Raw genomic sequence first — 26307 nt, forward strand, 5'->3', positions numbered from 1 at the left:
CCGGGAGGTGGCTGTGGTCTGGAAAAATCCCTGGTATGACCCCTCCCTGAAACATCACACGCCGAACGGTTTTCGTAATACTGACCCCGTCGGGCATCAGCCCGGTGACGTTGATCGCTGGCGAAAAGCGCGCAAAGAAGCTGGCTTACCCCGCCCCCCGACAAACGGATATGAGGACTTTATCCGCCAGTGGTGGCAGCCGGCAACGCTTAAGCAGCCGCAGGAAAATGGGGTATGGTGGCTCGGACACGCAAGCCTGTTGTTGCACATTGATGGCAACACCCTGCTGACCGACCCCGTTTTTTCTCGCCGCGCCTCTCCCTTACCTTTCCTCGGACCACAACGTAAAACGCCTCCCGCTCTGTCTGTCGAACAGCTCCAGCAACTCGATGCAGTGGTTATTTCCCATAATCATTACGATCATCTGGATGACGCGACCATTCGCCGGATCCTTAAACGCTTCCCCGACGTCACTCTGTTTGTTCCCTTAGGTCTGGGAGACTGGTTTCGCCGCCGGGGGGCAAGACGCATTGTTGAGCTCGACTGGTGGCAGAGTTTCACCTGGCAGGGGGTAACGCTGTCCGCCGTACCGGCGCAGCACTGGAGTATGCGCACGCTCTGGAACCGCAATCGCTCCCTGTGGTGTGGCTGGGTGTTTGAAGGGCGGCATCATCGTTTCTGGTTTAGCGGCGACACGGGCTATTCACCTGAACTGCTGCGAATACCGGAAAGGCTGGGTAAAATTAACGCCGCGGCGTTGCCCGTTGGCGCTTATGCACCACGGTGGTTCATGGCCATACATCATATGGATCCGCAATCTGCCGTTGCGTTGTGGCAACAGTTGGGATGCCCACTGGCGTTTCCCATTCACTGGGGCGTGTTTGAACTGGCTGATGAATCGCTTGATGACCCCGTGCGAGAGTTAACTGCAGTCCTCGATAATTTAGCACCGGTTAATAATTCCTTCAGGATACTGAAAATTGGTGAATATTTATCCTTATAAACGAAGCGCTGGATTGTTGCATATATTCTGTATGTCTAAGGTCTAAAGAATGTTTTATTTTTATCGAAACGTTTTGCTTGCCTTGTTTTGATGCAGAGTCATAAAAATTTCATTATTTTGGTGCATAACATTCTTTATTAGCTGGTGCTTTTTAATACAGTTTAGCGTGAAGGATTAACATTGTATTTCCACTGTAACAATACAGGGGCGTTACAATGATTTAAGCATAAGTTTTCACAAATTGTTCTAACTCAATCAATGTAGGGGTTTTTCTTAGCGGGTTGCTGGACGCACTGGAATGATTGAGCTATGTTAAAAAAGTCTTAGATAACAGCGGTTGTGAAAGCAACGGCGAGTCTGTGTAAGTGAGCAGGGCTGTCCATATGTCATGCGCATAATTGTGCAAAAGCATACCGGCACAGTTCGAATTTGTGCGGCGGATCGAGACATGTTTAAAAATGGCTTGCCATATTAAACATAGTGTGTGATAACACGTTTTGGGTCAAACGAGGTACAGTTCTGTTTATGTGTGGCATTTTCAGTAAAGAAGTCCTGAGTAAACACGTTGTCGTTGAATACCGCTTCTCTGCCGAACCTTATATTAGTGCCTCATGCAGTAATGTCTCAGTTTTATCTCAGTAATGCCTGCGGGCTAAGAAAACACTCTAAGGAATTTTGCAAATGGCAAAGATTAAAGGTCAAGTTAAGTGGTTCAACGAGTCTAAAGGTTTTGGTTTCATTACTCCTGCTGACGGCAGCAAAGACGTGTTCGTACACTTCTCTGCAATCCAGGGTAACGGCTTCAAAACTCTGGCTGAAGGCCAGAACGTTGAGTTCGAAATTCAGGACGGCCAGAAAGGCCCAGCTGCAGTTAACGTAACTGCTATCTGATCGAACCACTGCTGACTGAAGCACGTTGTACTTCACTCTCAGACATAAAGCCTCGCATATAGCGGGGCTTTTTTATGTGCCTTATCTTTCAAAATATTACCATCCCCGCTCTTGTTAGTAACTTGTTGCAAAGCTACGAGGTTAGTAGCACTGTTTTCCCTCTCTCTGGCCGTCTTTTCCCGTTAAATCAGGGCGTTGTTTAACAGTCCTGGGGTTCAGGTGAAGAAGAAAATGATAACAACCGCCGGCAATTTCACGCCGGCGCGTTTTGCGCTGCTCTGTTTAGCCATTTTTTGCAGTCTGGCGTTTTTGCTTGGCCGCGTTGCCTGGCTGCAAATTATTAAACCTGACAACCTGGTCAAGCAGGAGGATATGCGATCGCTGCGCGAACTGCCGATTGATGCTCCCCGCGGAATGATCATGGATCGTGAGGGCCGGCCGCTGGCGGTCAGTGTCCCGGTCAGGGCCGTGTGGGCCGACCCAAAAACGGTGCTGGCAAAAGGGGGCGTGGGCTTTGACGATCGCTGGCAGGCGCTGGCGAATGCGTTACATCTCTCCCTGAACACCCTGTCATCACGGATTAACGCGAATCCACAAGGGAGGTTCATCTACCTTGCCCGGCAGGTAGATCCTGCTCAGGCAAAATGGATCGATAAGCTGAATTTGCCGGGTATCAATTTACGCGAAGAATCACGCCGTTTTTATCCTGCCGGGCATGTGGCGGCAAACCTGATTGGTTTCACCAATATTGACGGTCAGGGTATTGAGGGTGTGGAGAAAAGTTTCAACACCCAGCTAACAGGCAAGCCGGGCGTCCGGCAGGTCAGGGAAGACCGTTACGGTCGCGTGGTGGAGAATCTGACGGAAGTCGCGCCGGTGCCTGCGCACAATATTCAGCTCAGTATTGATGAGCGCCTGCAAACCATCACCGAAGATACGCTAGATAACGCAGTGGCCTGGAACAAGGCGGAGTCGGGGGCATCAGTGCTCATTAATATCCCCACCGGTGAAATCCTCGCGATGGCGAGCTATCCCGATTTCAACCCCAATAACCGCCAGGGCGCGACAATAGACGATTTTCGTAACCGTGCCATCAGCGATACGTTCGAGCCAGGTTCAACCGTGAAGCCGCTTGTGCTGATGACGGCATTGCAACAGGGGCTGGTGCAGCCTGACAGCGTCATTGACACCCATCCGTATATGCTTGACGGGCACCGCATTCGGGATGTGGGTTACTACCCTGAACTCTCGATGACCGGGATCCTGCAAAAATCGAGCGACACTGGCGTATCTCGCCTCTCGCTGGCGATGCCTGTTCAGCACCTGATTGATACCTACCGGAACTTTGGTTTTGGTACAAACACCGGGCTTGGCTTAACCGGCGAGAGCGCCGGTCTGTTACCTCAGCGTAAATACTGGAGCCAGCTCGACAGGGCGACCTTCGCCTTTGGCTATGGCCTGATGGTTACCCCTCTCCAGCTGGCGCACGTCTATGCCACCATCGGCGGCTTCGGGCTGGAACGGCCCCTCTCAATTACCCGTATCGATCCGCCCGTTATCGGGCACAGAGTCATGCCGGAAGAGATTGCTCATCAGGTCGAACATATGATGGAGAGCGTTGCGCTGCCGGGCGGGGGCGGCGTTAAGGCTGCGGTACGTGATTACCGTGTGGCGGTGAAAACCGGTACGGCGAAGAAAATCGATGACAGCGGCAAATATGTCGATAAATATGTCGCCTATACCGCGGGCGTCGCGCCTGCCAGCGATCCGCGTTTTGCGCTGGTGGTCGTGATTAACGATCCTCAAAACGGGGCGTACTATGGCGGCGCCGTCTCCGCACCGGTATTCAGCGAGATTATGGGTAACGTATTACGTCTTGAGAACGTCAAACCCGATGGTCTGGCGCCTGATTCCTCGCACCTTATCGTCATGCGTTAACCCAGGCGTTTTATACCGGGGCGAATAGCGGTACACTTCGCCCTTTGATTTACGCCCCGGAGCTGCCATGTCCTTCAGTTGTCCCCTTTGCCACGCGCGTCTGACGCGATCAGAAAAAAGTTATGCCTGTCCGCAGGGACATCAGTTTGATATGGCAAAAGAAGGCTACGTGAATCTTCTGCCGGTGCAGCATAAGCGCTCGCGCGATCCGGGTGACAGTGCTGAGATGATGCAGGCACGCCGGGCATTTCTCGACGCCGGGCACTATCAGCCACTCAGAGAGGCCGTCGCGCAATTGCTGGAAGATAATCTGACTGACAGTGCAGCAGGCGTGCTGGATATTGGCTGCGGGGAAGGGTATTACACCGCGCGGTTTGCTGAGGTTGCACAAGAGAAGGGCTCGCAGACATTTGGTCTGGATGTTTCCAAAGTGGCTATCCGCGCGGCGGCAAAACGCTACTCCGGCGTGACGTTCTGCGTGGCATCGAGCCACCGACTGCCGTTTGACGATGCCAGCATGGATGCGGTTATCCGCATCTATGCGCCCTGTAAGGCGCAGGAGCTGGCACGCGTTATCAAACCGGGCGGATGGGTCATTACCGTCACGCCAGGTCCCCGACATCTGATGGAGCTTAAAGGGCTTATCTATGATGAGGTTCGGCTGCATGCGCCACATTCTGAGCAACTGGCGGGCTTTACGCTGAAGCAGGAGCAGACGCTGGCCTACGAGATGAACCTGGCAGGGGAAGAAGCTATAGCGTTGTTGCAGATGACGCCATTTGCATGGCGGGCGAAACCGAGCGTGTGGAAAACCTTAGCGGAGCAAACAACGTTTCGCTGCCAGACGGATTTCAGTATCCACTGCTGGCAGCGCGAAGATTAACCGGCGAAGTGTGCCCAGAGGATCTGGGCACCAATGCCAATCAGCACGATACCGCCCAGGATCTCGGCGCGTTTGCCCAGCAGGGGGCCAATAAACCGGCCAACCATCATTCCCAGCGTCGACATAATCAGCGTGGCACAACCAATGGCCAGCGCGGTCGCAATAATATTGACCTGCAGGAATGCCAGGCCCACACCGACGGCCATGGCGTCGAGACTGGTGGCGATGGCAGTGGTCACCAGCAGCCAGAAACCGTGGCGGTGCTGCGGCTCGTCTTCCTCATCGCCATTGCCACGAAAACCTTCAATCACCATTCGCCCCCCCAGAAATACGAGCAGCACGAAAGCGATCCAGTGGTTCCACTCCAGTATGAACTGGCTTGCCAGCATACCAAGACCCCAGCCGATGAGCGGTGTCAGCGTTTCGATAGCACCAAAGATAAGGCCTGTGCGTAGCGCTTCAGAGAATTTGGGTTTGTGCAGCGAGGCACCTTTACCGATGGAAGCGGCAAAAGCGTCCATGGACATACCGAAAGCAAGAAGAAGGGTTGCGGAGATATTCATTAAAGCGTCCAGACCGGGAGATATCCATATGACACATCACTGCCCCCAGTAAACAGCAGTTGATGTATCTATGGTCTCGCCTGACCGCCTTGCACAAATCTGTGCGGCAAACGGTCCGTACGTGCCACGTTTTTCAACGAGTATGTTGACACGTACATTTCCTGCGAACAGGAAATCAGCTACTCCCCAACGACGGGCGCAACCTTAACATATTTTGAGAATATAAAACAACAATGAAACGGCATTATTTCGTTAAGGTGTTGATAACGATTTTCATTTAGATTTATGCGTGAAAATAACGTTAATAAATATAAGAGAAATGACAGAATGGAATATAGCTTTGGCTATATCAGGTGCGCAAAATAAACGCAGAATATAGCCAAAGCTATGTGGTTAACCTACTGAGTTTTAAGCATAAGTTTGTATATTCTTTCCAGGTCGTCAATATTCTTGACCCGAATAAGCAGCCGGCGTTGCTCTAATTGCATCACCAGTACACCGTCTTCCGATAAATTCATCTCTTTAATACGGTTATATTCTATCCATACATTGGCAAAGAAAAATCCGCGGCTTTTAAAAATGATTTTCGGCACACGGATCCAGAACAGATAAATCGCCATTAATGCCAGCGCACATAATAACCATGTGGTTAATATTGCACCATGACCGGTCACGTTGTTGTAAATTAGAATGACGATGAGACCGGCGAAGATAAACGCATCCACGCGGCCGCGTCGCAGAAGGGGCAGGGAGAGCAGCGTTTCGCCGTGGCGGCGGGGCATGATGAACTCGTCATAGATCGCATATGCCAGAAGGGCCACAATAAACAAAACCAGTACGATGTCCGTGACAGTCATTCATCCTCCAGATAAAAAAACCGGGGGCAAGCCCCCGGCGTATTACGTGATGTCTTACAGGCCCAGCAGCCCGACAGCGTAGCCCGCGATACCGATGACGAAGAAGCCAACAATGATCCACAGCGGGTTAACTTTCTTACGCAGCAGCCACATACAGGCGAAGGTCAGCAGCAGCGGTACCAGACCCGGCATCAGCTGGTCCAGAATCGTCTGCACGGTGGTAACACGGGTCTGACCATCCTGACCGGTGATGGTGGACACCACCAGCGGGATGTTCACGTGCGTCCACTTGTTAACCAGTGCCCCCATGACAAACAGGCCGAGGATTGACGCCCCCTCAGTCAGTTTCTGCAGGAAGCCGCCGCCCATATCCTTAACGATGTCCACCCCTTTACGGTAACCGTAAGCCACACCGTAGTAACGGGTCAGCAGACGCACCGCGTTGAACAGGATGAAGAACAGCAGTGGCCCAAGCAGGCTTCCGCTCATGGCGATACCGGCACCCAGCGCCGCGAAGACCGGACGCACGGTACCCCAGAAGATTGGGTCACCGACGCCTGCCAGCGGGCCCATCAGACCGACTTTGATACCGTTGATGGCACCATCGTCAATCTCTGCGCCGTTTGCACGCTGCTCTTCCATCGCCAACGTCACGCCCAGAACCGGAGCCGCCACATAAGGATGGGTGTTAAAGAATTCCAGGTGACGCTTAATCGCCTGACGGCGCGCTTCGTTGTTTTCCGGATACAGGCGTTTGATAGCCGGTACCATGGAGAAACAGAAGCCCAGCGCCTGCATACGTTCGAAGTTCCATGAACCCTGAAACAGGTTAGAACGGATGAACACGCCACGAATATCACCCGGAGTGAGTTTTTTCTCAGTGGTAGTTTTTGTCATATCAACCATTTCGCTCACCTGCTAGTCCAGTTCGTTATCGAGATCGTTATTACCAGCAGCCTGCGCTGGGGCACCCGCAACGCGGTTATATTTCGGGCTGAGCTGGATGTAGAGAATCGCCATCACTGCACCAATCACACCCAGCGCAACCAGGTTGAAGTTGGTGAACGCAGCAGTAACGAAGCCGAGGTAGAAGAACGGCATCAGGTAGCCTGCGCGCATCATATTGATAACCATCGCATAACCAACCACCACAATCATACCGCCTGCGATGTTCAGACCGCCGGTGACCACTTCTGGAATGGCGTTCAGCATGCTCTGTACCTCGCTGGTACCGACGGAGATCGCAACGATAACGGCCGGGATCGCGATACGCATCGCCTGCAGGAACAGGGACGAGACGTGGATCCAGGAGAGCGCCGTCAGGTTGCCATTTTCGGCCGCCTTATCCGCCGCGTGCTGGAAGGCCACGGTGATAGTACGCACGATGATGGTCAGTACCTGACCTGCTGCTGCCAGCGGGATGGCCAGGGCAATACCTGCACCGATACTCTGGTGACCGGCAATAACCAGAACCGTAGAAATGATGGACGCCAGCGCGGCATCAGGCGCAACTGCCGCACCGATGTTCATCCAGCCCAGGGCAATCATTTCCAGGGTACCACCGATGATGATCCCGGTTTTCATATCACCCAGAACGGCACCAATCAACGTACAGGCCACCAGAGGGCGGTGGAACTGAAATTCATCAAGTACGGATTCCATACCCGCAATACACGCGACGATGAACACCAGCACAATCTGAAGAGTGGTAATCTCCATTGTACTTCTCCTATTACATAAGCTTTATGTGAAAAACCGGCGCGGGCTTATTTCCCAACTTTACCGATCAGATCCATCATTTTCAGTTTCTGATCCGTGGAAACCTTACGGGCTTCCAGTTCGATACCGCGTGCATTCAGCTTGTTGAATGCCTCGATATCTTTCGCATCGACTGAAATGGCGTTGTTGACCTGCGTTTTGCCCTGACGGAATGCCATACCACCAATGTTTACGGAGGTAATTTTCACGCCGCCTTCAACCAGGCGTTCAACGTCTGTCGGGTTTGTGAACAGCAGCATCACGCGCTCGCCCGCATATTTCGGGTTGTTATAAACGCGGATCATTTTGGCGACATCCACCACGTGCGCGGTAACGCCAGGAGGAGCAACCTGTGTCAGAAGGGTTTTACGTACGGTATCAGCAGCAACTTCGTCGCTGACGACAATAATGCGTCGAACGTTAGTCTCTTTGGTCCAGCGCGTTGCCACCTGGCCGTGGATTAAACGGTCATCGATACGGGCGAGGCCGATCACCATGTAATCATTCGGGCCCATGGGCTTCGCCGGGGCTGCAGCTTTTGGCGCCGCGGCCACTGGAGCAGGCTTCTCAACCGGTTGTGCTTTCAGCGCTTTCACGCCTTCGCGACCGGTTTCAACTGCCAGAGCGACCAGTTCATCGAAACTCGGATTGTCGTCGCGTGCCATGAAGGTTTCCACCAACATGGGGATATTCACCCCGGCGACAACTTCATAATGCTCTTTATCGACGACAATGCGGCTGGCAGCATTGAACGGACTGCCTCCCCATGTATCAACGAGAAACAGCACGCCTTTGCTGGTATCCAGTTTCTGCAGTTGAGCAGTGTACTTCTCAATCAGCGTTTCAGCGTTTTCACCGGGAACGAAATCGATCCAGCCGACGTTTTCCTGCTCACCCAACAGCATCTCTGCTGTTTTGAGTAACTGCTCTGCAGCCCAACCATGTGTGCCTATGACAATAGCAATGGTCACTTGCTACCTCCTTTTATTATCATTAATACGCCTGCCAGGCAGTCGCACTGTGAATCGTATCTGGCCAACCGAATCGATTCAGAAAAGGGTTAGAGTTAAAAAACTAAGACTTCCGCGAATTATTTTAGATAGTGAAAAAATAATTTATGTGATGAAGATCCGTAATTTAGCTATGGGTTACAGAATTATCTGTAAGGTAAAGCAGCTGTGTTACAGATCTTTGCAAAGGAACGTAAATCTTTGCTAAAAACGCATTGTCTCTGATATGTTTAGCCTCCGTTTAATTGTTCAGGAGTATAGGGCTACAGCCCACTATATGGACCGTCACCGACGTCAGTCATCCTCCAGGCCATTCCGCGCCTGTTTCACCGGCGATCCTCGCCACGTATCGACTCTGTCTGCCTCTGTTTTGCCCACGTTGAGTGGGGCACCGTTTGGTCATTCCGTTAGCAGGAGCGTTTCATGGAATTCTTAATGGACCCGTCAATCTGGGTGGGATTGCTCACGCTGGTCGTGCTTGAGATTGTTCTCGGCATTGATAACCTGGTGTTTATTGCCATCCTTGCGGACAAACTGCCGCCAAAACAACGTGATAAAGCGCGTCTGATCGGCCTCTCTCTGGCACTGGTCATGCGTCTGGCACTGCTGTCCGTGATCTCGTGGATGGTTACGCTGACGAAGCCGCTTTTTTCCGTCATGGATTTCACTTTCTCCGGCCGTGATTTGATCATGCTGCTCGGGGGGATATTCCTGCTTTTCAAAGCGACGACAGAGCTTCACGAGCGGCTGGAAAATCGCCAGCACGATGATGGACACGGTAAAGGCTATGCCAGCTTTTGGGTCGTGGTACTGCAGATCGTGGTGCTTGATGCGGTCTTCTCGCTGGATGCGGTGATCACGGCTGTCGGCATGGTGAACCACCTCCTGGTGATGATGGCTGCGGTGGTTATCGCGATGGCGGTGATGCTGCTGGCGTCTAAGCCACTGACGCGCTTTGTGAATCAGCATCCGACGGTCGTGGTGCTCTGCCTTAGCTTCCTGCTGATGATTGGTCTGAGCCTGGTGGCGGAAGGTTTTGGCTTCCATATACCAAAAGGCTACCTGTACGCAGCCATTGGCTTCTCGATCCTCATCGAGCTGTTTAACCAGATTGCACGACATAACTTTATCAAGCAGCAGTCTACCCAGCCGCTGCGTGCGCGTACGGCTGATGCGATTCTGCGTCTGATGGGCGGTCGCCGTCAGGTCAACGTGCAGAACGACAATGAAAGCCGTAACCCGGTTCCCGTCCCGGAAGGGGCATTTGTGGAAGAAGAGCGCTATATGATTAACGGCGTGCTCTCCCTGGCCTCCCGCTCGCTGCGCGGCATTATGACCCCGCGCGGTGAAATCAGCTGGGTCGATTCCCGCCTGAGCGTTAATGAGATTCGCCAGCAGTTGCTCTCTTCACCGCATAGCCTGTTCCCGGTATGCCGGGGTGAACTGGACGAGATCATCGGCGTGGTGCGTGCGAAAGAGATGCTGGTGGCGCTGGAAGAAGGGATTAACGTCGAAGCCGTCGCCGCCGCATCACCGGCGATTGTGGTGCCGGAAACGCTGGATCCTATCAACCTGCTTGGCGTCCTGCGCCGCGCACGCGGTAGCTTTGTTATCGTCACCAATGAATTTGGTGTGGTGCAGGGTCTGGTGACGCCGCTCGACGTGCTTGAAGCCATTGCCGGTGAATTCCCGGATGCGGATGAAACCCCGGAAATTGTCTCCGACGGTGACGGCTGGCTGGTGAAAGGCACCACCGATTTGCATGCGCTGCAGCACACGCTGGGTCTGGAAAACATCATCAACGATGAAGAGGACATTGCGACCGTGGCTGGGCTGGTTATTGCCGTCAACGGACAAATCCCGCGGACCGGCGATATCATCGAACTGCCTCCGCTGCAGATCACGATAATCGAAGCGAATGACTATCGCGTCGATATGGTGCGCATTGTTAAAGAGCAGTCGGCCCACGACGAAGAAGAGTAACTGAGCCTAGCGTAACGGCATCAGCGGAACGATATGCCCGTTACGCGGTGCTGGCGGAGACGAACTCTCCGCCAGCCATTGCGGAAATTCCCTCAGCGGCATAGGCTGCGCAAACAAAAATCCCTGCAGTACCTCTACCCCGTGATGACGCAAATACCGCGCCTGCTCGGGCGTTTCTACCCCTTCAGCCACCAGCTCAATGCTAAGCCGTTGTCCGAGCGCAATGATGATGTCCGTCACCGTGGAGTTCACGGCATCAGTGCCGATAGCGCTGGTAAAGGACTTATCAATTTTCAGCACGTCCGGATGCAGCTTTTCCAGCCACGAGAGTGAGCTATTGCCGGTGCCAAAATCATCAATGGCCAGCTTCACGCCCTGACGGTGTAACTCTCTTACAATGCGATAATCCACGTCCTGCAGCGCGTCACGCTCCGTCAGCTCCACAATCAGCTGCTGGGTGGGATGCGCACTGAACCAGTAGCGGTTCAGGTCCTGAATGAGCGTTCCATGTCGGAAATGGCTGGCGGCGGCGTTGATGCCAATGTGGAAGCCGGGCGTTGCCGGAAAATAGCCAATCTGACTCACCGTCTCGTTAATGACGTAACGTGTGAGGGGGATAATCAGGTTGTGCTCTTCGGCGAGCGGAATAAAAACGTCCGGGGAGATCCATCCCTGACGGGGGTTGTTCCAGCGCAGCAGGATCTCCACCCCCACGCATTTCTGCGTGCGGGCATTCAGCAGCGGCTGGCAAAACAGCTCGAATTCACGCGCGGCCAGGCCAAGGTTAATTTCCCAGGTAAAGCTCATGCGGTTCGCGGTCGCAAGCCAGGCGACGTAACCCATCAGGAGACTGAGCATCAGCGCCAGCGGCAGCTGAGAGGGCAAATATATCAACGCCAGCTCGCTGGCTCCCGGGCCACTGACGGTAATGGTGAACGGGAAATGGCTGGATTGCTGGCGCAGAACCCTCTCATCATCGTTTATCGTCAGCGAGTCGGAGACATTTTCACCGTAGCGCAGGTATTTATCCCCCACGGTCAGCGCCACATCGGTGATAAGCGGGCGCTGTGGCTCCAGCATCAGGCGAGTGATGAGATCGATATTCACAATCTGCATCACACCATCTTCTCCGCTATCAGAAACCGGATACCACTGGATCAGGATCGGGCTTCCCTTAAGCAAGGATTTGTCGGTGGAGAGCACCAGCTTTGTTTCGGCGGACGGCAGGGCAGGCTGAATCTCTCGCAACGGGACGTCGCGATTGCCGAAAATACTTGAACAGTAAAGGATACCATCTTTGACCAGTGCAATTGAGCGCACCGTTTGCAGTGAGGCCGCCTGTTTTCGTAACACTAAATGCGCCTGAGAGCAGGGCGCTCCGACCAGCGCCAGCAGCGGACTGCGCCCTTTTTCCAGCGGCAATAAGACGTTATCAAGCACGTTGACGGAGTGCGCCGCAAAGTTCAGGGTGTTTTGCTGATTTACGTTACGCTGTGAAATAAAGCGTATACCCAGCGTAATGATGAGCGTAAGAAGCGCAACCATCACGCAGACGATGACGCGTTTTCGGCGATACTTTTTTATGATCCTCTGTGCTGTTTGCATGGGAGGCCGCCCAATACGCCTTCAGCACCAAAAGCCGAGGCAACACAGCAAGTGTAGTGGGGAAATATTAAGTCGACGAGAAAGGGATAAAAATTCGCCCATCCGTGGAAGATGGGCGAGAGAGGCGTTGAGGCGAAACGGTTAGTCGCACTGCACCTTTATCGCCAGACCGCCGCGGGAGGTCTCACGATATTTGGCGTTCATGTCTTTACCGGTTTCGTACATGGTCTCGATAACCTTGTCCAGCGAAACGCGTGGCTCGCTGGTACGGCGCATGGCCATACGCGTGGCGTTGATCGCTTTTACCGACGCGATAGCGTTACGTTCAATGCACGGTACCTGCACCTGACCCGCAACCGGGTCACAGGTGAGACCGAGGTTATGTTCCATACCGATTTCAGCCGCCACACAGACCTGCTCCGGGCTGGCGCCCAGCAGCTCTGCAAGACCGGCCGCGGCCATAGAACAGGCCACGCCCACTTCACCCTGACAGCCCACTTCAGCGCCAGAGATAGACGCATTCATCTTGTACAGCGCACCAATCGCCCCTGCTGCCAGGAAGTAGCGAATGTAGATATCAGGCGTTACGGGTTCAATAAAGTGATCGTAGTAGGCCAGTACCGCCGGAACGATACCGCACGCGCCGTTCGTTGGTGCAGTCACCACCCGGCCACCCGCGGCGTTTTCTTCGTTCACCGCAAGCGCAAACATGTTCACCCAGTCGACCACGTTCATCGGGTCGTTAGAGAATTTGTCTGTGGTGACCAGCATACGGCGCAGCGCAGAGGCGCGACGCGGTACGCGCAGTGGCCCAGGCAGTACGCCTTCGGTGTTCATGCCGCGATCGATACAGGCCTGCATGGTTTGCCACACGTTCGCAAAATAGTCTTCAATCTCTTTTTTGCTGTGCAGAGCCAGTTCGTTCTGCATCACCATGCCGGAAAGTGACAGACCGGTTTCATGGCAGTAGTCCAGCATCTCTTTGGCGGACTTGAACGGGTAAGGTACGTTCACATCGCCCGTTGTATCTTTGCCAAAGTGTTCCTCATCAACGATAAAACCACCGCCAATGGAGTAATAGGTTTTGCTGTAGATCACTTTGTCGCCGTTAAAGGCGTGGATCTGCATACCGTTTTCATGCAGGGAGAGGTTATCGCTACGAAAACGCATGCCGTCATCATGCGGGAAATCCACTTCATGTTGACCGTTTGCCAGCAGCAGGCGGCCGCGCGTTTCTACGTCGCGGATAAATGCCGGAATGGCATCAATATCTACGGTATCCGGCATATTGCCCGCCAGACCCATAATAATGGCGATATCGGTGTGGTGGCCTTTACCCGTTAATGACAGTGAGCCGTAAACATCCACGGCGACACGGGTAACGCTTTCCAGTAATCCTTTTTCGACCAGATCATCGACGAACTGTTTACCGGCCTTCATCGGGCCAACAGTATGGGAAGACGAAGGGCCAATTCCCACTTTGAACATGTCGAATATACTAATCACTTTCACACTCCTGACAGGGTTACCGGGGTTCCAGTAACGATGTTATAACTGCGCATAGTGTAAGAGGGAAGACCGACCTCGGCTTAACTATTCACATGAATTAAACTAATGGTTAACGATGGTTTTGCTAATAGCGCGACGCCGATCGCAAACCTGGCAGAAGAGGGTGGAATGTAAAGTATAGTCAAGGCTTCAGGCCGATTTGCAGCGCCAGTTCACGAATGATGCCCGCCGTCATGCCCCAGACAAAATAATGCTGATACCAGGACAACCACACCCGGTGCGCATGACCCCGACGCTGGATATCCAGCGGATGATAACGCCCGAGCCGAAGAGCCTCTTCCAGTGGCATCTCAAACACCGCAGACACTTCATCGACGCTGGCGTGATATTGCAGATCCGGCGGGATAATGCCGACCACCGGTGTGACCTGAAAACCGGTCACGCTGTCGACCGGCGGCAGCACGCCAATGATCTCAACCGCTTCAGGCGGAATGGCGACCTCTTCCTGGGCTTCGCGCAGCGCGGCGGCAATCAGCGAGGCGTCAGAACTGTCCACGGCACCACCCGGAAAGGCGACCTGACCGGCATGCTTACGTAAATGTGGCGAACGCTGGGTGAGCAGCAGGCCCGGCTGCTCACGACGGACCACCGGGATCAACACCGCTGCCTGACGTTGATTGAGGGCTTCGCGGCTCACGTTGGGCCGCAAAAGCTGAAAGCGCGACAGAAAATCATCCAGCGTCAGGTTCTCTTTTTCCACCCGTCATTACTCCAGTTGTTTCAGGATACGGTTAACTTTATCAAAGGTTTCCTGATATTCCGCATCGACCTGGCTATCAGCAACAATTCCGCCCCCTGCGGAACAGTAAAGATGCCCGTTACAGGCGGTCAGCGTTCGAATGGTGATGCTGGTATCCAGCGTACCGCAGAGACTGATATAGCCAATGCTGCCGCACCAGGCGTTTCGACGATGCGGTTCCAGCTCATCGATTATTTCCATTGCCCGCACTTTAGGCGCGCCGGTTATCGAGCCCCCCGGGAACGCGGCGCGAAGCAGATCGCAGGCCGTGCGCGAGGCGGGCAGTTGCGCGGTAATGGTGCTGACCAGGTGATGCACCGCGGGGAACGGCTCGACGACAAACAGTTCAGGGACACGCACGCTTCCCGGCACGGCGACCCGGCCAATGTCGTTACGCATGAGGTCGACAATCATCAGGTTTTCAGCGCGATCTTTTAACGAGGCCGCCAGTTTTTCCGCCTGCTGGCGGTCGGCAACAGGATCGGCCAGCCGGGGAAGCGTGCCTTTAATCGGTCGCGTCTGAATAGTGCCATCGGCAAGATGAATAAAACGCTCGGGCGAGAGGCTCAGAATAGCGCCCTGTTCCAGGCGCAGAAATGCACTGAACGGTGCCCGGTTACTGGCGTTGAGGCGGGTAAATGCCTGCCACTCATCGCCTTCACAGGTTGCCTGAAAACGCTGGGCAAGGTTGACCTGATAGCAATCACCGCTCTGCAGATAGCCCTGAACCCGCTCAAACTTCGCGGCGTACTCCTGCACGGTCATGTTGGCGCGCCACGCAGAGGTCAGGTGGAAATCCGCTGTTGCGACGGGGACCTGTGCCTCAAGCCAGGCAAGCCGGGCGGACACATCCTGATGGCTGAGCAGAGAGACCGCCTGCTTGTGGTGATCGACGATTATTGCCCAGTCATAAAGCCCCACCGCCATATCCGGCAGCGGAATGTCGTCCTGTGCAGTCTCCGGCAAGGTTTCGAAGCGGCGACCTAAATCATAGCCGAACAAGCCCAGCGCACCTCCCTGGAAGGGAAGGTCGGGATTTTGCGGGACGGTTAAGTCCAGCGCGTCCAGCGCCTGCTGAAGTAATGACAGCGGATCGTCCGTTGACTGCGTTTCGCCTGTCGTAGTCACATTCCCTTGTGTTATCAGGGTCTGCAGAGGGTCGGCAACCAGAATATCAAAGCGGCTATAGGGATGATCCGCATATCCGGAGTGCAGCAACATCGCAAAAGGAAGATGGCTGAGGCGGGCAAACCAGAATTCCGCGGCGTCTGAACGCCAGGGTAATGAAATGACTGTAGGGGGTAACGGGTTCATGTGTGGCATACTACCGGGCAGCGTGAAATAATTAGCGCGGATAATTTAGCAGGAGTTGACAATGTTTGCAGGTTTACCTTCTCTGAGCCATGACCAGCAGCAGAAAGCGGTTGAGCGTATTCAGGAACTGATGTCCCAGGGGATGAGCAGCGGACAGGCGATCACGCAAGTTGCTAATGAACTTCGCGCCACCCACACCGGCGAGCGGATCGTGGCGCGTTTTGAGGATGATGAAGAGGAGTAATCCGGCTTAAACCGCCGCGATAATCTTAATTTCGACTTTGTATTCCGGCTTCATCAGCGTCGCCTGTACGGTACACCGTACGGGCGCATGTCCCGCCACAACCCAGGCATCCCAGGCTTTATTCATCGCCGCAAAATCGTCTTTACTGGCAAGAAAAATGGTCGCATCCAGAATGCGTGATTTATCGCTGCCTTGCTTTTCCAGCACGGCGTCAATCTGCGCCAGCGTATTCGCCGTCTGTTCGAAGGCATCTGCGTCGAGATTTTCCGGTACACCGGTGTAGTAGAGCGTCTGGTTATGGATGACCACATCAGACCAGCGTGCTTCGGCATCAATGCGCACAATTGTCATAAACGTTTCCTCGTTATTTTCATGTCAGTCGGCAAGACTGCCATATTGTGTTCCCCTCGTCACTATTTGGGGTGGCACTGGAGAGGATGGGCTGACATAATCCCTGTGCAAAAATACAGTGAGAGAGCAACGTGGCAGACGATTTTTCCCCAGAAGGTCAGTTAGCACAGGCGATTCCCGGTTTTAAACCGCGTGAACCCCAGCGGCAGATGGCGCATGCCGTGGCCCGCGCAATCAACATCGCGCAGCCGCTGGTGGTGGAAGCCGGTACCGGCACGGGCAAAACCTATGCCTACCTGGCGCCAGCGCTGCGGGCCAAAAAGAAAGTGATCATCTCCACCGGGTCTAAAGCGCTGCAGGACCAGCTTTACAGCCGCGATCTGCCCACGGTCGCCAACGCCCTGAAGTATAAAGGCCGCCTGGCGTTGCTGAAAGGCCGCTCCAACTACCTCTGCCTTGAACGGCTTGAGCAGCAGGCGCTGGCGGGCGGTGATCTGCCGGTGCAGACGCTCAGCGATGTCATTATTCTTCGCGCCTGGGCCAATCAGACGGAGGAGGGGGATATCAGCACCTGCGCGAGCGTGCCGGAAGACTCTCCCGCCTGGCCGCTGGTCACCAGTACCAACGACAACTGCCTGGGGAGCGACTGCCCGCTGTATAAAGATTGTTTTGTGGTAAAAGCGCGTAAAACCGCCATGGACGCGGATGTCGTGGTGGTCAACCACCATCTCTTCCTTGCCGATATGGTGGTTAAAGATAGCGGCTTTGGCGAACTGATCCCGGAAGCGGACGTAATGATCTTCGATGAAGCCCACCAGCTTCCTGACATCGCCAGCCAGTATTTTGGCCAGTCGCTCTCCAGCCGCCAGCTGCAGGACTTAGCGAAAGATTTCACCATTGCCTACCGCACCGAGTTAAAAGATACCCAACAGCTGCAGAAGTGTGCTGACCGCCTGGCGCAAAGTGCGCAGGATTTTCGCCTGCAACTGGGTGAGCCAGGCTATCGCGGTAATCTGCGTGAGCTGCTGGCAGACAAAAATATCCAGCGCGCGCTGTTGCTGCTCGATGATGCCCTTGAGCTTTGTTACGACGTGGCGAAACTATCGCTCGGCCGTTCCGCACTGCTGGATGCCGCCTTTGAGCGCGCCACGCTCTATCGGGCACGCCTCAAACGGCTGAAAGAGATAAACCAGCCGGGGTTCAGCTACTGGTATGAATGCACCTCCCGCCATTTCACACTGGCTCTGACGCCGCTGACGGTGGCGGATAAATTCAAAGAGGTGATGGCGCAAAAACCGGGAAGCTGGATCTTCACGTCGGCAACCCTTTCGGTGAATGACGATCTACACCACTTTACCGGGCGTCTGGGGATTGAAGAGGCGGAGTCGCTGCTGCTGCCCAGCCCGTTTGATTATGAAAAACAGGCGTTGCTCTGCGTTCCGCGTAATCTGCCTCTGCCTAACCAGCCCGGTGCGGCGCGCCTGCTGGCGGCAATGCTCAGGCCGATGATCGAGGCCAACAACGGCCGCTGTTTTATGCTCTGCACCTCCCACGCGATGATGCGCGATCTGGCGGAGCAGTTCCGCGCCACCATGACTTTGCCGGTTCTGCTTCAGGGCGAGACCAGCAAAGGGCAACTGTTACAGCAGTTTGTCAGTGCCGGTAACGCCCTGCTGGTAGCCACCAGCAGCTTCTGGGAAGGGGTGGACGTGCGGGGAGATACCCTGTCACTGGTGATCATCGATAAACTGCCGTTTACTTCGCCTGACGATCCGCTGCTGAAAGCACGTATGGAAGATTGCCGTTTGCGCGGCGGCGATCCTTTTGATGAGGTCCAGCTACCGGACGCGGTGATCACCCTTAAACAAGGGGTAGGGCGCCTGATTCGCGACACAGACGACCGCGGCGTGCTGGTCATATGCGATAACCGGCTGGTGATGCGCCCTTACGGTGCGACCTTCCTTGCCAGCTTGCCGCCCGCGCCGCGCACGCGGGACATTAAACGCGCGGTTCGCTTCCTGGCAAACCCAACGGCGGAGTAATTTGCCCGTGAGTATGCTAAGATGCGCGCCATTTTGTGACTGACCATTGCGAGAGCGCGACGACTGATGCGAATTCTGGCTATTGATACCGCGACAGAGGCCTGTTCTGTGGCTCTGTTGAACGACGGTGCTATCTCTGCTCATTTCGAAGAGTGCCCACGAGAACACACCCAACGCATTCTGCCTCTGGTTAAAGAGATTTTAACCCGGGGCAACACCACCTTAACCGACCTCGACGCACTGGCCTTTGGCCGTGGCCCCGGCAGCTTTACGGGCGTACGCATTGGAATTGGCATTGCGCAGGGGCTGGCGCTGGGCGCAGAACTGCCGATGATCGGTGTTTCCACGCTGGCAACCATGGCGCAGGGCGCATGGCGCATGACCGGTGCAACGCGCGTTCTGGCGGCCATTGACGCCCGAATGGGAGAAGTTTACTGGGCAGAATACACCCGCGATGAAAACGGCATCTGGCACGGTGAAGAGACCGAGGCTGTCCTCAAGCCGGAAGCGGTGACCGAGCGGCTGAAACAGCTATCCGGCGAGTGGGCGACAGTAGGCACCGGCTGGCCGGCATGGCCAGAGATGGCTAACGGCACCGGGATCACGCTGACAGACGGCAACATGCTTCTGCCCGCCGCAGAGGATATGCTTCCCATCGCCTGTCAACTGCTTGAGGCGGGCAAAACCGTGGCCGTTGAACATGCGGAGCCGGTTTATTTGCGAAACACCGTCGCGTGGAAGAAACTTCCGGGCCGGGAATGAATCTCAGTAACAGGAACTGAGAAAAAGGAGTCGCATCATGGCGGTTCAGACTAACGTTGTACGCCTTTTTATGGCAGGCGCAGTGGCCATAGCACTGAGCGGATGCGTTTCCGTTCCTGATGCGATTAAGGGCAGCAGCCCCACGCCACAGCAGGATCTGGTTCGTGTGATGAATGCGCCTGAGCTTTACGTCGGTCAGGAAGCGCGCTTTGGCGGCAAGGTTATCGAGGTGCAAAACCAGCAGGGGAAAACCCGTCTGGAGATTGCCACCGTTCCGCTGGATAGCGGTGCGCGGCCCATCCTTGGCGAACCTTCCCGTGGGCGTATTTATGCCGACGTTGGCGGTTTTCTCGACCCGGTCGATTTTCGCGGACAGCTGGTCACCGTCGTCGGCCCGATTACCGGTTCGGTAGAGGGCAAAGTCGGCAACACGCCGTATAAATTTATGACCATGCAGGTCAACGGGTATAAGCGCTGGCGGCTGACACAGCAGGTCATCATGCCACCTCAGCCGATGGATCCGTGGATGTGGGGTCCACATCCTTATCGGTATGGCTACCCGGGCTGGGGCTGGTATAACCCGGGGCCTGCACAGGTTCAGACAATCGTTACTGAGTAACTCCCTGTAATTGTTAGAAAAGAGACAGCGGCTCAGCCGCTGTCTCTGTTTTTTACGAATAAAACGAAAAAAAAGAGTGACGCGCTTCGCAACCTTAAATCTGAACAATTAATAAACTGGTACGCTGAGTTAATATAATGTTAACAAACTGTTTATTATCGGGGTTGTGATGACGACGAACACTCATTTCAGAGGTGATGCATTGAAGAAGGTTTGGCTTAACCGTTATCCCGCAGATGTTCCTGCCGAGATCAATCCTGACCGTTATCAATCCCTGGTTGAATTGTTTGAACACTCGGTGAGGCGTTACGCAGACCAGCCTGCTTTTGTGAATATGGGCGAGGTCATGACGTTCCGTAAACTTGAGGAGCGTAGTCGGGCGTTCGCCGCCTATCTGCAGGAAGGGCTGGGGCTGCAAAAAGGGGACCGCGTCGCGCTGATGATGCCGAACCTGCTGCAATACCCGGTGGCGCTGTTCGGTGTCCTGCGTGCTGGGATGATTGTTGTCAACGTTAACCCGCTGTATACGCCGCGGGAGCTGGAGCATCAGCTCAACGACAGCGGTGCCGCCGCCATTGTGATTGTCTCTAACTTTGCCCACACGCTGGAAAAAGTGGTCGACAAAACCCAGGTCAAACACGTCATCCTGACGCGTATGGGGGATCAACTCTCAACCGCCAAAGGGACACTGGTTAACTTTGTCGTCAAATACATCAAACGTCTGGTGCCGAAATACCACCTGCCGGACGCGATCTCCTTCCGCAGTGCGCTGCAGGCGGGCTACCGCATGCAATACGTTAAACCGGAAGTGGTATCAGAAGACCTCGCGTTTCTGCAGTACACCGGCGGCACAACGGGTGTGGCTAAAGGCGCCATGCTGACCCACCGTAACATGCTGGCAAACCTTGAGCAGGTGAATGCCACCTACGGACCGTTGCTGCACCACGGAAAAGAGCTGGTGATCACCGCGCTTCCGCTTTATCACATCTTCGCGCTGACCATGAACTGTCTGCTGTTTATTGAGCTGGGCGGTCAAAACGTATTGATCACAAACCCGCGCGATATTCCGGGGCTGGTGAAAGAGCTGGCGAAATATCCGTTCACCGCCATGACCGGGGTGAATACGCTGTTTAACGCGCTGCTCAACAACAAAGAGTTCCAGAAGCTCGATTTCTCCACGCTGCACCTCTCTGCGGGTGGCGGTATGCCGGTTCAACAGGCCGTTGCCGAACGCTGGATGAAACTGACGGGTCAGTATTTACTGGAAGGCTATGGCCTGACGGAGTGCGCCCCGCTGGTCAGTGTGAACCCGCACGATATCGACTATCACAGCGGAAGCATTGGCCTGCCGGTTCCGTCGACCGAAGCCAAACTGGTTGATGATGACGATAACGACGTGGCGCCAGGTGAACCGGGCGAACTCTGTGTCAAAGGGCCGCAGGTGATGCTGGGCTACTGGCAACGTCCCGATGCGACCGATGAAATTATCAAAGACGGCTGGCTGCACACCGGTGATATCGCCGTGATGGATGAAGAGGGCTTCCTGCGTATCGTCGATCGTAAGAAAGACATGATCCTGGTTTCCGGTTTCAACGTCTACCCGAATGAAATCGAAGATGTGGTGATGCAGCACAGCGGCGTGCTCGAAGTGGCTGCCGTAGGTGTCCCTTCCGGGAGCAGCGGTGAGGCGGTGAAGATTTTTGTGGTCAAAAAAGATCCTTCTCTTACGGAGGAGGCGCTGATCACCTTCTGTCGTCGTCAGCTGACCGGCTACAAGGTGCCGAAGCTGGTTGAGTTTCGCGAGGAACTGCCGAAATCGAATGTCGGAAAGATATTACGACGAGAATTACGTGACGAAGCCCGTGGCAAAGTAGACAATAAGGCCTGAGCTTCACGCTAATCGCCCAGACGCCGGTTAAGCCGGCGTTTTTTATGGGCGCAAACAAAAGAGAATCCGTTTTGAATTACCAGATGATCACGACCAACGACGAGCTGGCTTCGCTGTGCGAAGTGACGCGCGACTTTCCTGCCATTGCCCTGGATACCGAGTTTGTCCGTACCCGGACCTACTATCCGCAGCTGGGGTTGATTCAGATGTACGACGGTAAACACGTGTCGCTGATCGACCCGCTCGGCATTACCGACTGGACGCCGATGCGTGACCTGCTGCTCGATACTGCGGTAACGAAATACCTGCACGCAGGCAGTGAAGATCTGGAAGTCTTTCTGAATACTTTTGGCGTCATGCCACAACCGTTGATTGATACGCAGATCCTCGCGGCCTTCAGTAATCGACCGCTCTCATGGGGCTTTGCCGCCATGGTTGAGGAGTATACGGGCCTGACGCTGGATAAAAGCGAATCCCGCACCGACTGGCTGGCACGCCCATTAACCGAGCGTCAACTGGAATACGCGGCGGCAGACGTGTTTTACCTCCTGCCGATTGCCGACCAGCTGATGAAAGAGGCGGAAGCGTCAGGCTGGTTGCCCGCCGCGCTGGATGAGTGCCGAATGACGCAGCAACGTCGTCAGGAAGTGGTTGATCCGAAAGAGGCCTGGCGCGATATCAGTAACGCCTGGCAGCTGCGTACGCGTCAGCTGGCGTGTCTGCAGCTGTTAGCGGACTGGCGTTTGCGTAAAGCACGCGAGCGCGATCTGGCCGTTAACTTTGTGGTACGCGAAGAACACCTCTGGGCGGTCGCGCGGTATATGCCGGGCAGCATGGGCGAACTGGACAGCATCGGGCTTTCCGGCAGCGAGATCCGTTTCCACGGTAAAACCCTGCTTGCGCTGGTGGCAAAAGCGCAGGAAATGCCGGACGAAGCACTGCCGGAGCCACTGCTGAATCTGATGGATATGCCGGGCTATCGCAAGGCGTTCAAGGATATCAAAGCGCTGGTGCAGGACGTCGCGACGCAAAGCAAACTGGGCGCGGAACTGCTGGCGTCACGCCGTCAGATTAACCAGCTGCTGAACTGGCACTGGAAGCTGAAACCTCAGAATGGTTTGCCGGAAATGATGGCGGGCTGGCGCGGGGAATTGATGGCCGATCGCCTGAATACTGTGCTGGAAGGTTATCCGCGATAATGAAAATGCCGGGTCATGCTGACATGCCCGGCACATTTCCCCGGCGGCATACGCTTACCGGGGATACACAATCCCGAACTACGGACGTGACTCTTCGGCTTCCGGGAGCGTAACGTTCAGCTCCAGAATCGAAATATCCCCGTCTTTTTGCTCCAGCTGCACCGTGACCATCTCCGGGTCAATCTGCACATACTTACAGATCACTTCCAGGATGTCCTTACGCAGCTGCGGCAGGTAGTGTGGCTCGGCGTCACTACGACGACGCTCCGCAACGATGATTTGCAGTCGTTCTTTTGCGATGTTGGCGGTGTTCTTTTTCCGCGAGAGAAAAAAGTCCAGTAATGCCATAACTTATCCTCCGAACAGGCGTTTGAGGAAACCTTTCTTCTCTTCTTCAATGAAGCGGAAAGGACGTTCTTCTCCCAGCAGACGGTCAACGGTATCCGCGTACGCTTTACCTGCATCTGCCATTGTATCCAGGATCACTGGCTCGCCCTGGTTAGAGGCGCGCAATACGGATTGATCTTCCGGGATCACGCCGACCAGTTTGATGCGCAGGATCTCCAGCACGTCTTCCATGCTAAGCATGTCACCTTTGTTCACGCGACCCGGGTTATAGCGGGTCAGCAGCAGGTGCTCTTTAATGGGTTCTTCGCCATTTTCCGCACGACGCGATTTGGAGGCGAGGATCCCCAGAATACGGTCTGAGTCACGCACGGATGAGACTTCAGGGTTGGTGGTGATGATGGCTTCATCAGCGAAGTAGAGTGCCATCAGGGCGCCCGTTTCGATGCCGGCAGGGGAGTCACAGACAACGAAGTCAAACTCCATTTTTTTCAGCTCGTCGAGCACCTTTTCCACGCCTTCACGGGTCAGGGCGTCTTTATCACGCGTCTGAGAAGCCGGAAGGATGTAGAGGTTTTCGGTGCGCTTGTCTTTAATCAGCGCCTGGTTCAGTGTGGCGTCGCCCTGAATGACGTTCACGAAGTCATAGACCACGCGACGTTCACATCCCATGATCAGGTCGAGGTTACGCAGACCGATATCGAAATCGATAACGACGGTTTTCTTTCCCTTCTGGGCCAAACCAGTAGCGATGGCCGCGCTGGAGGTGGTCTTGCCAACGCCTCCTTTACCCGAAGTAACAACAATAATGCGTGCCATAGAAATTCCTTGTTAAAAAGGGATCAATTCAACGGTTGAACGGTCAACGCGTCGTCTGCCAGTCGCAGACGAGCCGCTTTGCCATAAAATTCGGCTGGGATCTTGTCGCTCAGCCAATATTCACCTGCGATGGACACCAGTTCCGCCGTCAGATGAGTACAAAATATTTGCGCATCCCTGTCACCACTTGCACCCGCGAGCGCACGCCCACGCATCATACCGTATACGTGAATATTGCCATCTGCAATCAGCTCTGCGCCAGCGCTGACGTGGCTTGTAACAATCAGATCACAGTTTGGTGCATAAATGCGCTGACCGGAACGAACCGGCACATCAATCAATCGCGTTTTTGTGACAGGTGTAACGTTTTGCACCGGAGGAGGGGGCGTTTGGACTGCCGCAGGGGCAGAACGCGCGGCTTTTTCTTTGCCTTCGGTCAGAATGGGCAGACCCGCACGGTCAATTTCTGCTTTTAGCTCAGCATCTTTGCAGCCGCTGATACCGACGATACGCAGCCCGGTCGCGGCCACGGCTTGCTGGAGAAGTTTCCAGTTAACCGGTGCATCCAGACCACTGACATTCACGACGACGGGGGCATGTTTCAGAAAAGCGGGAGCCTGCGCAATTTTGTCTTCTAACGCCTGACGAATAACCTCGGGTTTTGCATCATGCAAATGTACCACTGATAAGGTGAAGCTACTGCCTTTAAGCTCGATTGGCGTGTTTGACATCCTGGCCTTACTCAATTTGCTATTAACCGCAACACCGCCGTTGCGATATTCCGAAGAGTATCAGGCATGTTATAGTCAGGAGTATATTGAGGCAAGCAACCACCCATTAATTCAGAGTAAAAACATGTTTTGTGTGATCTACAGAAGTACAAGTCGTGACCAGACCTATCTTTATGTCGAAAAGAAAGACGATTTTTCGCGCGTACCTGAAGAATTAATGAAGAATTTTGGCCGACCTCAGCTGGCGATGCTGCTGCCGCTGGATGGCCGTAAGAAACTGGTCAACGCCGATCTGGAAAAAGTGAAAACCGCATTAGCGGAGCAAGGCTATTATTTACAACTCCCGCCACCACCCGAGAATTTATTAAAACAGCATCTTGAGGTGAACGGGAAAAAATAGTCCCGGCTGTTTTCGGGGTTAACACATCAACCGTTTAGGGGTCGTACATGTATCAACATCATAACTGGCAAGGTGCATTACTGGATTATCCCGTCAGCAAAGTGGTCTGCGTAGGCAGTAACTATGCCAAACATATTCAGGAGATGGGCAGCGCGACGCCAGACGAGCCGGTCCTGTTCATCAAGCCAGAAACCGCGCTGTGCGACATTCGCCAGCCGCTGGCGCTGCCGCAGGGGTTGGGGTCGGTGCATCATGAAGTGGAGCTGGCCGTGCTGATTGGCGCGACGCTGCGTCAGGCCTCCGAAGAGCATGTGCAAAAGGCGATTGCCGGATACGGTGTCGCGCTCGACCTGACCCTGCGTGATGTTCAGGGCAAAATGAAGAAAGCGGGGCAGCCGTGGGAAAAGGCCAAAGGGTTTGATAACGCTTGCCCGATCTCCGGTTTTATTCCGGTAAGTGAATTTACCGACGATCCGCAGAACACCCCGCTCAGCCTGAAGGTTAACGGCGAGATCCGCCAGCAGGGCACCACGGCAGATATGATCCATAAAATTGTGCCGCTGATTGCCTACATGAGCCGCTTCTTTACCCTGAAACCGGGCGATGTGATCCTCACCGGTACGCCAGAAGGTGTCGGCCCGCTGCAGGCCGGTGACGAACTGGACGTCAGTTTTAACGGCCTGTCACTGAAAACTCGCGTGCTGTAAAAGCATCTTGCCGCCTGATGAGGGCGGCAAAACTTGCAACAACGTGCCAGACTCGTTATAAGGTGCGCTCTCTTTTGACGTGTGGAC

General features: G+C 54.5%; 27 protein-coding genes and 1 riboswitch. Of the genes, 14 read left to right on the forward strand and 13 right to left on the reverse strand.

Going from position 1 to position 26307, the window contains the following annotated elements; genetic code table 11:
• Nucleotides 1-13: 13 nt before the first annotated feature.
• From HV157_RS24950 to rlmA, 5 genes are all read left to right on the forward strand, one after another.
• Nucleotides 14-1003 (forward strand): MBL fold metallo-hydrolase, encoded by a 990-nt coding sequence (locus HV157_RS24950; RefSeq protein WP_182269100.1) that lies wholly within the window; start codon nucleotides 14-16, stop codon nucleotides 1001-1003.
• A 525-nt stretch (nucleotides 1004-1528) separates the two neighbouring features.
• Complete coding sequence (locus HV157_RS24955; RefSeq protein WP_032611517.1) at nucleotides 1529-1645, forward strand: DUF2627 domain-containing protein; 117 nt, start codon at nucleotides 1529-1531, stop codon at nucleotides 1643-1645.
• Between the two features lie 39 nt (nucleotides 1646-1684).
• A complete protein-coding gene (gene cspE / locus HV157_RS24960) occupies nucleotides 1685-1894 on the forward strand; it encodes a transcription antiterminator/RNA stability regulator CspE (protein ID WP_001062678.1) in 210 nt (69 codons plus the stop codon).
• Between the two features lie 231 nt (nucleotides 1895-2125).
• Nucleotides 2126-3832 carry a peptidoglycan glycosyltransferase FtsI gene (gene ftsI / locus HV157_RS24965; protein WP_182269101.1) on the forward strand — a complete coding sequence of 569 codons (1707 nt, stop codon included), beginning with the start codon at nucleotides 2126-2128 and terminating at the stop codon, nucleotides 3830-3832.
• A 67-nt stretch (nucleotides 3833-3899) separates the two neighbouring features.
• Nucleotides 3900-4715 carry a 23S rRNA (guanine(745)-N(1))-methyltransferase gene (gene rlmA, locus HV157_RS24970; RefSeq protein WP_182269102.1) on the forward strand — a complete coding sequence of 272 codons (816 nt, stop codon included), beginning with the start codon at nucleotides 3900-3902 and terminating at the stop codon, nucleotides 4713-4715.
• On the opposite strand, the gene mntP is transcribed toward rlmA, so the two are convergent.
• The 5 genes from mntP to manX all read right to left on the reverse strand — a co-directional run bounded on the left by mntP (nucleotide 4712) and on the right by manX (nucleotide 8864).
• The gene (mntP, locus tag HV157_RS24975; protein WP_014170601.1) at nucleotides 4712-5278 is read right to left on the reverse strand and encodes a manganese efflux pump MntP; all 567 of its coding nucleotides are present in this window, start codon (nucleotides 5276-5278) and stop codon (nucleotides 4712-4714) included. The genes rlmA and mntP overlap by 4 nt on opposite strands.
• 10 nt (nucleotides 5279-5288) lie before the next feature.
• Nucleotides 5289-5478: riboswitch (yybP-ykoY riboswitch) on the reverse strand.
• Between the two features lie 198 nt (nucleotides 5479-5676).
• Complete coding sequence (locus HV157_RS24980) at nucleotides 5677-6135, reverse strand: DUF986 family protein (protein ID WP_014170600.1); 459 nt, start codon at nucleotides 6133-6135, stop codon at nucleotides 5677-5679.
• Nucleotides 6136-6189: 54 nt separating this feature from the next.
• Nucleotides 6190-7041: a PTS mannose transporter subunit IID gene (locus HV157_RS24985; protein ID WP_006810994.1), complete on the reverse strand. Its 852-nt coding sequence runs from the start codon at nucleotides 7039-7041 to the stop codon at nucleotides 6190-6192.
• Between the two features lie 12 nt (nucleotides 7042-7053).
• Nucleotides 7054-7854 (reverse strand): PTS mannose transporter subunit IIC, encoded by an 801-nt coding sequence (manY, locus tag HV157_RS24990; protein WP_014170599.1) that lies wholly within the window; start codon nucleotides 7852-7854, stop codon nucleotides 7054-7056.
• A gap of 47 nt (nucleotides 7855-7901) precedes the next feature.
• Complete coding sequence (manX, locus tag HV157_RS24995) at nucleotides 7902-8864, reverse strand: PTS mannose transporter subunit IIAB (RefSeq protein ID WP_014170598.1); 963 nt, start codon at nucleotides 8862-8864, stop codon at nucleotides 7902-7904.
• Nucleotides 8865-9326: 462 nt separating this feature from the next.
• Here manX and yoaE point away from each other — a divergent pair, with 462 nt between their 5' ends.
• Nucleotides 9327-10886 carry a CNNM family cation transport protein YoaE gene (gene yoaE / locus HV157_RS25000; RefSeq protein WP_182269103.1) on the forward strand — a complete coding sequence of 520 codons (1560 nt, stop codon included), beginning with the start codon at nucleotides 9327-9329 and terminating at the stop codon, nucleotides 10884-10886.
• Between the two features lie 6 nt (nucleotides 10887-10892).
• Here yoaE and HV157_RS25005 read toward each other — a convergent pair whose 3' ends face one another.
• The 4 genes from HV157_RS25005 to pabB form a co-directional block, all read right to left on the reverse strand.
• The gene (locus HV157_RS25005) at nucleotides 10893-12491 is read right to left on the reverse strand and encodes an EAL domain-containing protein (protein ID WP_044865663.1); all 1599 of its coding nucleotides are present in this window, start codon (nucleotides 12489-12491) and stop codon (nucleotides 10893-10895) included.
• 141 nt (nucleotides 12492-12632) lie between these two features.
• Nucleotides 12633-13997: an L-serine ammonia-lyase gene (gene sdaA / locus HV157_RS25010; RefSeq protein ID WP_020883424.1), complete on the reverse strand. Its 1365-nt coding sequence runs from the start codon at nucleotides 13995-13997 to the stop codon at nucleotides 12633-12635.
• Between the two features lie 184 nt (nucleotides 13998-14181).
• Nucleotides 14182-14760 carry a CoA pyrophosphatase gene (locus HV157_RS25015; RefSeq protein WP_014170594.1) on the reverse strand — a complete coding sequence of 193 codons (579 nt, stop codon included), beginning with the start codon at nucleotides 14758-14760 and terminating at the stop codon, nucleotides 14182-14184.
• Nucleotides 14761-14766: 6 nt separating this feature from the next.
• Nucleotides 14767-16113 carry an aminodeoxychorismate synthase component 1 gene (pabB, locus tag HV157_RS25020; protein ID WP_050736978.1) on the reverse strand — a complete coding sequence of 449 codons (1347 nt, stop codon included), beginning with the start codon at nucleotides 16111-16113 and terminating at the stop codon, nucleotides 14767-14769.
• A gap of 61 nt (nucleotides 16114-16174) precedes the next feature.
• Between pabB and HV157_RS25025 the strand changes: the two genes are divergently transcribed.
• Nucleotides 16175-16357, forward strand: a complete 183-nt coding sequence (locus HV157_RS25025; protein ID WP_020883426.1) for a YoaH family protein — start codon at nucleotides 16175-16177, stop codon at nucleotides 16355-16357.
• Nucleotides 16358-16363: 6 nt separating this feature from the next.
• Here the strand turns inward: HV157_RS25025 and HV157_RS25030 are convergent, their stop codons facing one another.
• On the reverse strand, nucleotides 16364-16708 hold the full coding sequence (locus tag HV157_RS25030) for a RidA family protein (RefSeq protein WP_014170591.1): 345 nt from the start codon (nucleotides 16706-16708) through the stop codon (nucleotides 16364-16366).
• Nucleotides 16709-16839: 131 nt separating this feature from the next.
• On the opposite strand from HV157_RS25030, the gene HV157_RS25035 reads away from it, so the two are divergent.
• From HV157_RS25035 to rnd, 5 genes are all read left to right on the forward strand, one after another.
• Nucleotides 16840-18750 carry an ATP-dependent DNA helicase gene (locus HV157_RS25035; protein ID WP_182269105.1) on the forward strand — a complete coding sequence of 637 codons (1911 nt, stop codon included), beginning with the start codon at nucleotides 16840-16842 and terminating at the stop codon, nucleotides 18748-18750.
• 66 nt (nucleotides 18751-18816) lie between these two features.
• Nucleotides 18817-19512 carry a tRNA (adenosine(37)-N6)-threonylcarbamoyltransferase complex dimerization subunit type 1 TsaB gene (gene tsaB / locus HV157_RS25040; RefSeq protein WP_014170589.1) on the forward strand — a complete coding sequence of 232 codons (696 nt, stop codon included), beginning with the start codon at nucleotides 18817-18819 and terminating at the stop codon, nucleotides 19510-19512.
• 37 nt (nucleotides 19513-19549) lie between these two features.
• A complete protein-coding gene (locus tag HV157_RS25045; protein ID WP_014170588.1) occupies nucleotides 19550-20131 on the forward strand; it encodes a Slp family lipoprotein in 582 nt (193 codons plus the stop codon).
• A gap of 202 nt (nucleotides 20132-20333) precedes the next feature.
• Nucleotides 20334-22019 (forward strand): long-chain-fatty-acid--CoA ligase FadD, encoded by a 1686-nt coding sequence (fadD, locus tag HV157_RS25050; RefSeq protein WP_025203871.1) that lies wholly within the window; start codon nucleotides 20334-20336, stop codon nucleotides 22017-22019.
• Between the two features lie 83 nt (nucleotides 22020-22102).
• On the forward strand, nucleotides 22103-23218 hold the full coding sequence (gene rnd / locus HV157_RS25055; protein ID WP_182269149.1) for a ribonuclease D: 1116 nt from the start codon (nucleotides 22103-22105) through the stop codon (nucleotides 23216-23218).
• 78 nt (nucleotides 23219-23296) lie between these two features.
• On the opposite strand, the gene minE is transcribed toward rnd, so the two are convergent.
• From minE to minC, 3 genes are read right to left on the reverse strand one after another with little or no spacing between them, the layout of a single operon-like run.
• Nucleotides 23297-23566, reverse strand: coding sequence for a cell division topological specificity factor MinE (gene minE, locus HV157_RS25060; RefSeq protein WP_008500504.1), 270 nt, complete (start codon nucleotides 23564-23566; stop codon nucleotides 23297-23299).
• A 3-nt stretch (nucleotides 23567-23569) separates the two neighbouring features.
• On the reverse strand, nucleotides 23570-24382 hold the full coding sequence (gene minD, locus HV157_RS25065) for a septum site-determining protein MinD (RefSeq protein ID WP_014170584.1): 813 nt from the start codon (nucleotides 24380-24382) through the stop codon (nucleotides 23570-23572).
• 23 nt (nucleotides 24383-24405) lie between these two features.
• Complete coding sequence (minC, locus tag HV157_RS25070) at nucleotides 24406-25113, reverse strand: septum site-determining protein MinC (protein ID WP_047356846.1); 708 nt, start codon at nucleotides 25111-25113, stop codon at nucleotides 24406-24408.
• 124 nt (nucleotides 25114-25237) lie between these two features.
• On the opposite strand from minC, the gene HV157_RS25075 reads away from it, so the two are divergent.
• On the forward strand, nucleotides 25238-25513 hold the full coding sequence (locus tag HV157_RS25075; protein WP_020883434.1) for a YcgL domain-containing protein: 276 nt from the start codon (nucleotides 25238-25240) through the stop codon (nucleotides 25511-25513).
• Nucleotides 25514-25560: 47 nt separating this feature from the next.
• The gene (locus HV157_RS25080; RefSeq protein WP_020883435.1) at nucleotides 25561-26220 is read left to right on the forward strand and encodes a fumarylacetoacetate hydrolase family protein; all 660 of its coding nucleotides are present in this window, start codon (nucleotides 25561-25563) and stop codon (nucleotides 26218-26220) included.
• Nucleotides 26221-26307: the final 87 nt, after the last annotated feature.

The sequence above is a fragment of the Enterobacter sp. RHBSTW-00318 genome, assembly GCF_014101375.1.
In the GTDB taxonomy this organism is placed as follows: domain Bacteria; phylum Pseudomonadota; class Gammaproteobacteria; order Enterobacterales; family Enterobacteriaceae; genus Enterobacter; species Enterobacter ludwigii.

Coding starts and splice junctions, on each gene's coding strand:
- HV157_RS24980 (WP_014170600.1), bottom strand. CDS start 6,135: ATGACTGTCACGGACATCGTACTGGTTTTGTTTATTGTGGCCCTTCTG.
- tsaB (WP_014170589.1), top strand. CDS start 18,817: ATGCGAATTCTGGCTATTGATACCGCGACAGAGGCCTGTTCTGTGGCT.
- HV157_RS24955 (WP_032611517.1), top strand. CDS start 1,529: ATGTGTGGCATTTTCAGTAAAGAAGTCCTGAGTAAACACGTTGTCGTT.
- HV157_RS25045 (WP_014170588.1), top strand. CDS start 19,550: ATGGCGGTTCAGACTAACGTTGTACGCCTTTTTATGGCAGGCGCAGTG.
- HV157_RS25080 (WP_020883435.1), top strand. CDS start 25,561: ATGTATCAACATCATAACTGGCAAGGTGCATTACTGGATTATCCCGTC.
- HV157_RS25030 (WP_014170591.1), bottom strand. CDS start 16,708: ATGACAATTGTGCGCATTGATGCCGAAGCACGCTGGTCTGATGTGGTC.
- HV157_RS25075 (WP_020883434.1), top strand. CDS start 25,238: ATGTTTTGTGTGATCTACAGAAGTACAAGTCGTGACCAGACCTATCTT.
- rnd (WP_182269149.1), top strand. CDS start 22,103: ATGATCACGACCAACGACGAGCTGGCTTCGCTGTGCGAAGTGACGCGC.
- pabB (WP_050736978.1), bottom strand. CDS start 16,113: ATGAACCCGTTACCCCCTACAGTCATTTCATTACCCTGGCGTTCAGAC.
- HV157_RS25025 (WP_020883426.1), top strand. CDS start 16,175: ATGTTTGCAGGTTTACCTTCTCTGAGCCATGACCAGCAGCAGAAAGCG.
- rlmA (WP_182269102.1), top strand. CDS start 3,900: ATGTCCTTCAGTTGTCCCCTTTGCCACGCGCGTCTGACGCGATCAGAA.
- HV157_RS25005 (WP_044865663.1), bottom strand. CDS start 12,491: ATGCAAACAGCACAGAGGATCATAAAAAAGTATCGCCGAAAACGCGTC.
- minE (WP_008500504.1), bottom strand. CDS start 23,566: ATGGCATTACTGGACTTTTTTCTCTCGCGGAAAAAGAACACCGCCAAC.
- minC (WP_047356846.1), bottom strand. CDS start 25,113: ATGTCAAACACGCCAATCGAGCTTAAAGGCAGTAGCTTCACCTTATCA.
- yoaE (WP_182269103.1), top strand. CDS start 9,327: ATGGAATTCTTAATGGACCCGTCAATCTGGGTGGGATTGCTCACGCTG.
- ftsI (WP_182269101.1), top strand. CDS start 2,126: ATGATAACAACCGCCGGCAATTTCACGCCGGCGCGTTTTGCGCTGCTC.
- manY (WP_014170599.1), bottom strand. CDS start 7,854: ATGGAGATTACCACTCTTCAGATTGTGCTGGTGTTCATCGTCGCGTGT.
- minD (WP_014170584.1), bottom strand. CDS start 24,382: ATGGCACGCATTATTGTTGTTACTTCGGGTAAAGGAGGCGTTGGCAAG.
- mntP (WP_014170601.1), bottom strand. CDS start 5,278: ATGAATATCTCCGCAACCCTTCTTCTTGCTTTCGGTATGTCCATGGAC.
- cspE (WP_001062678.1), top strand. CDS start 1,685: ATGGCAAAGATTAAAGGTCAAGTTAAGTGGTTCAACGAGTCTAAAGGT.
- HV157_RS24985 (WP_006810994.1), bottom strand. CDS start 7,041: ATGGTTGATATGACAAAAACTACCACTGAGAAAAAACTCACTCCGGGT.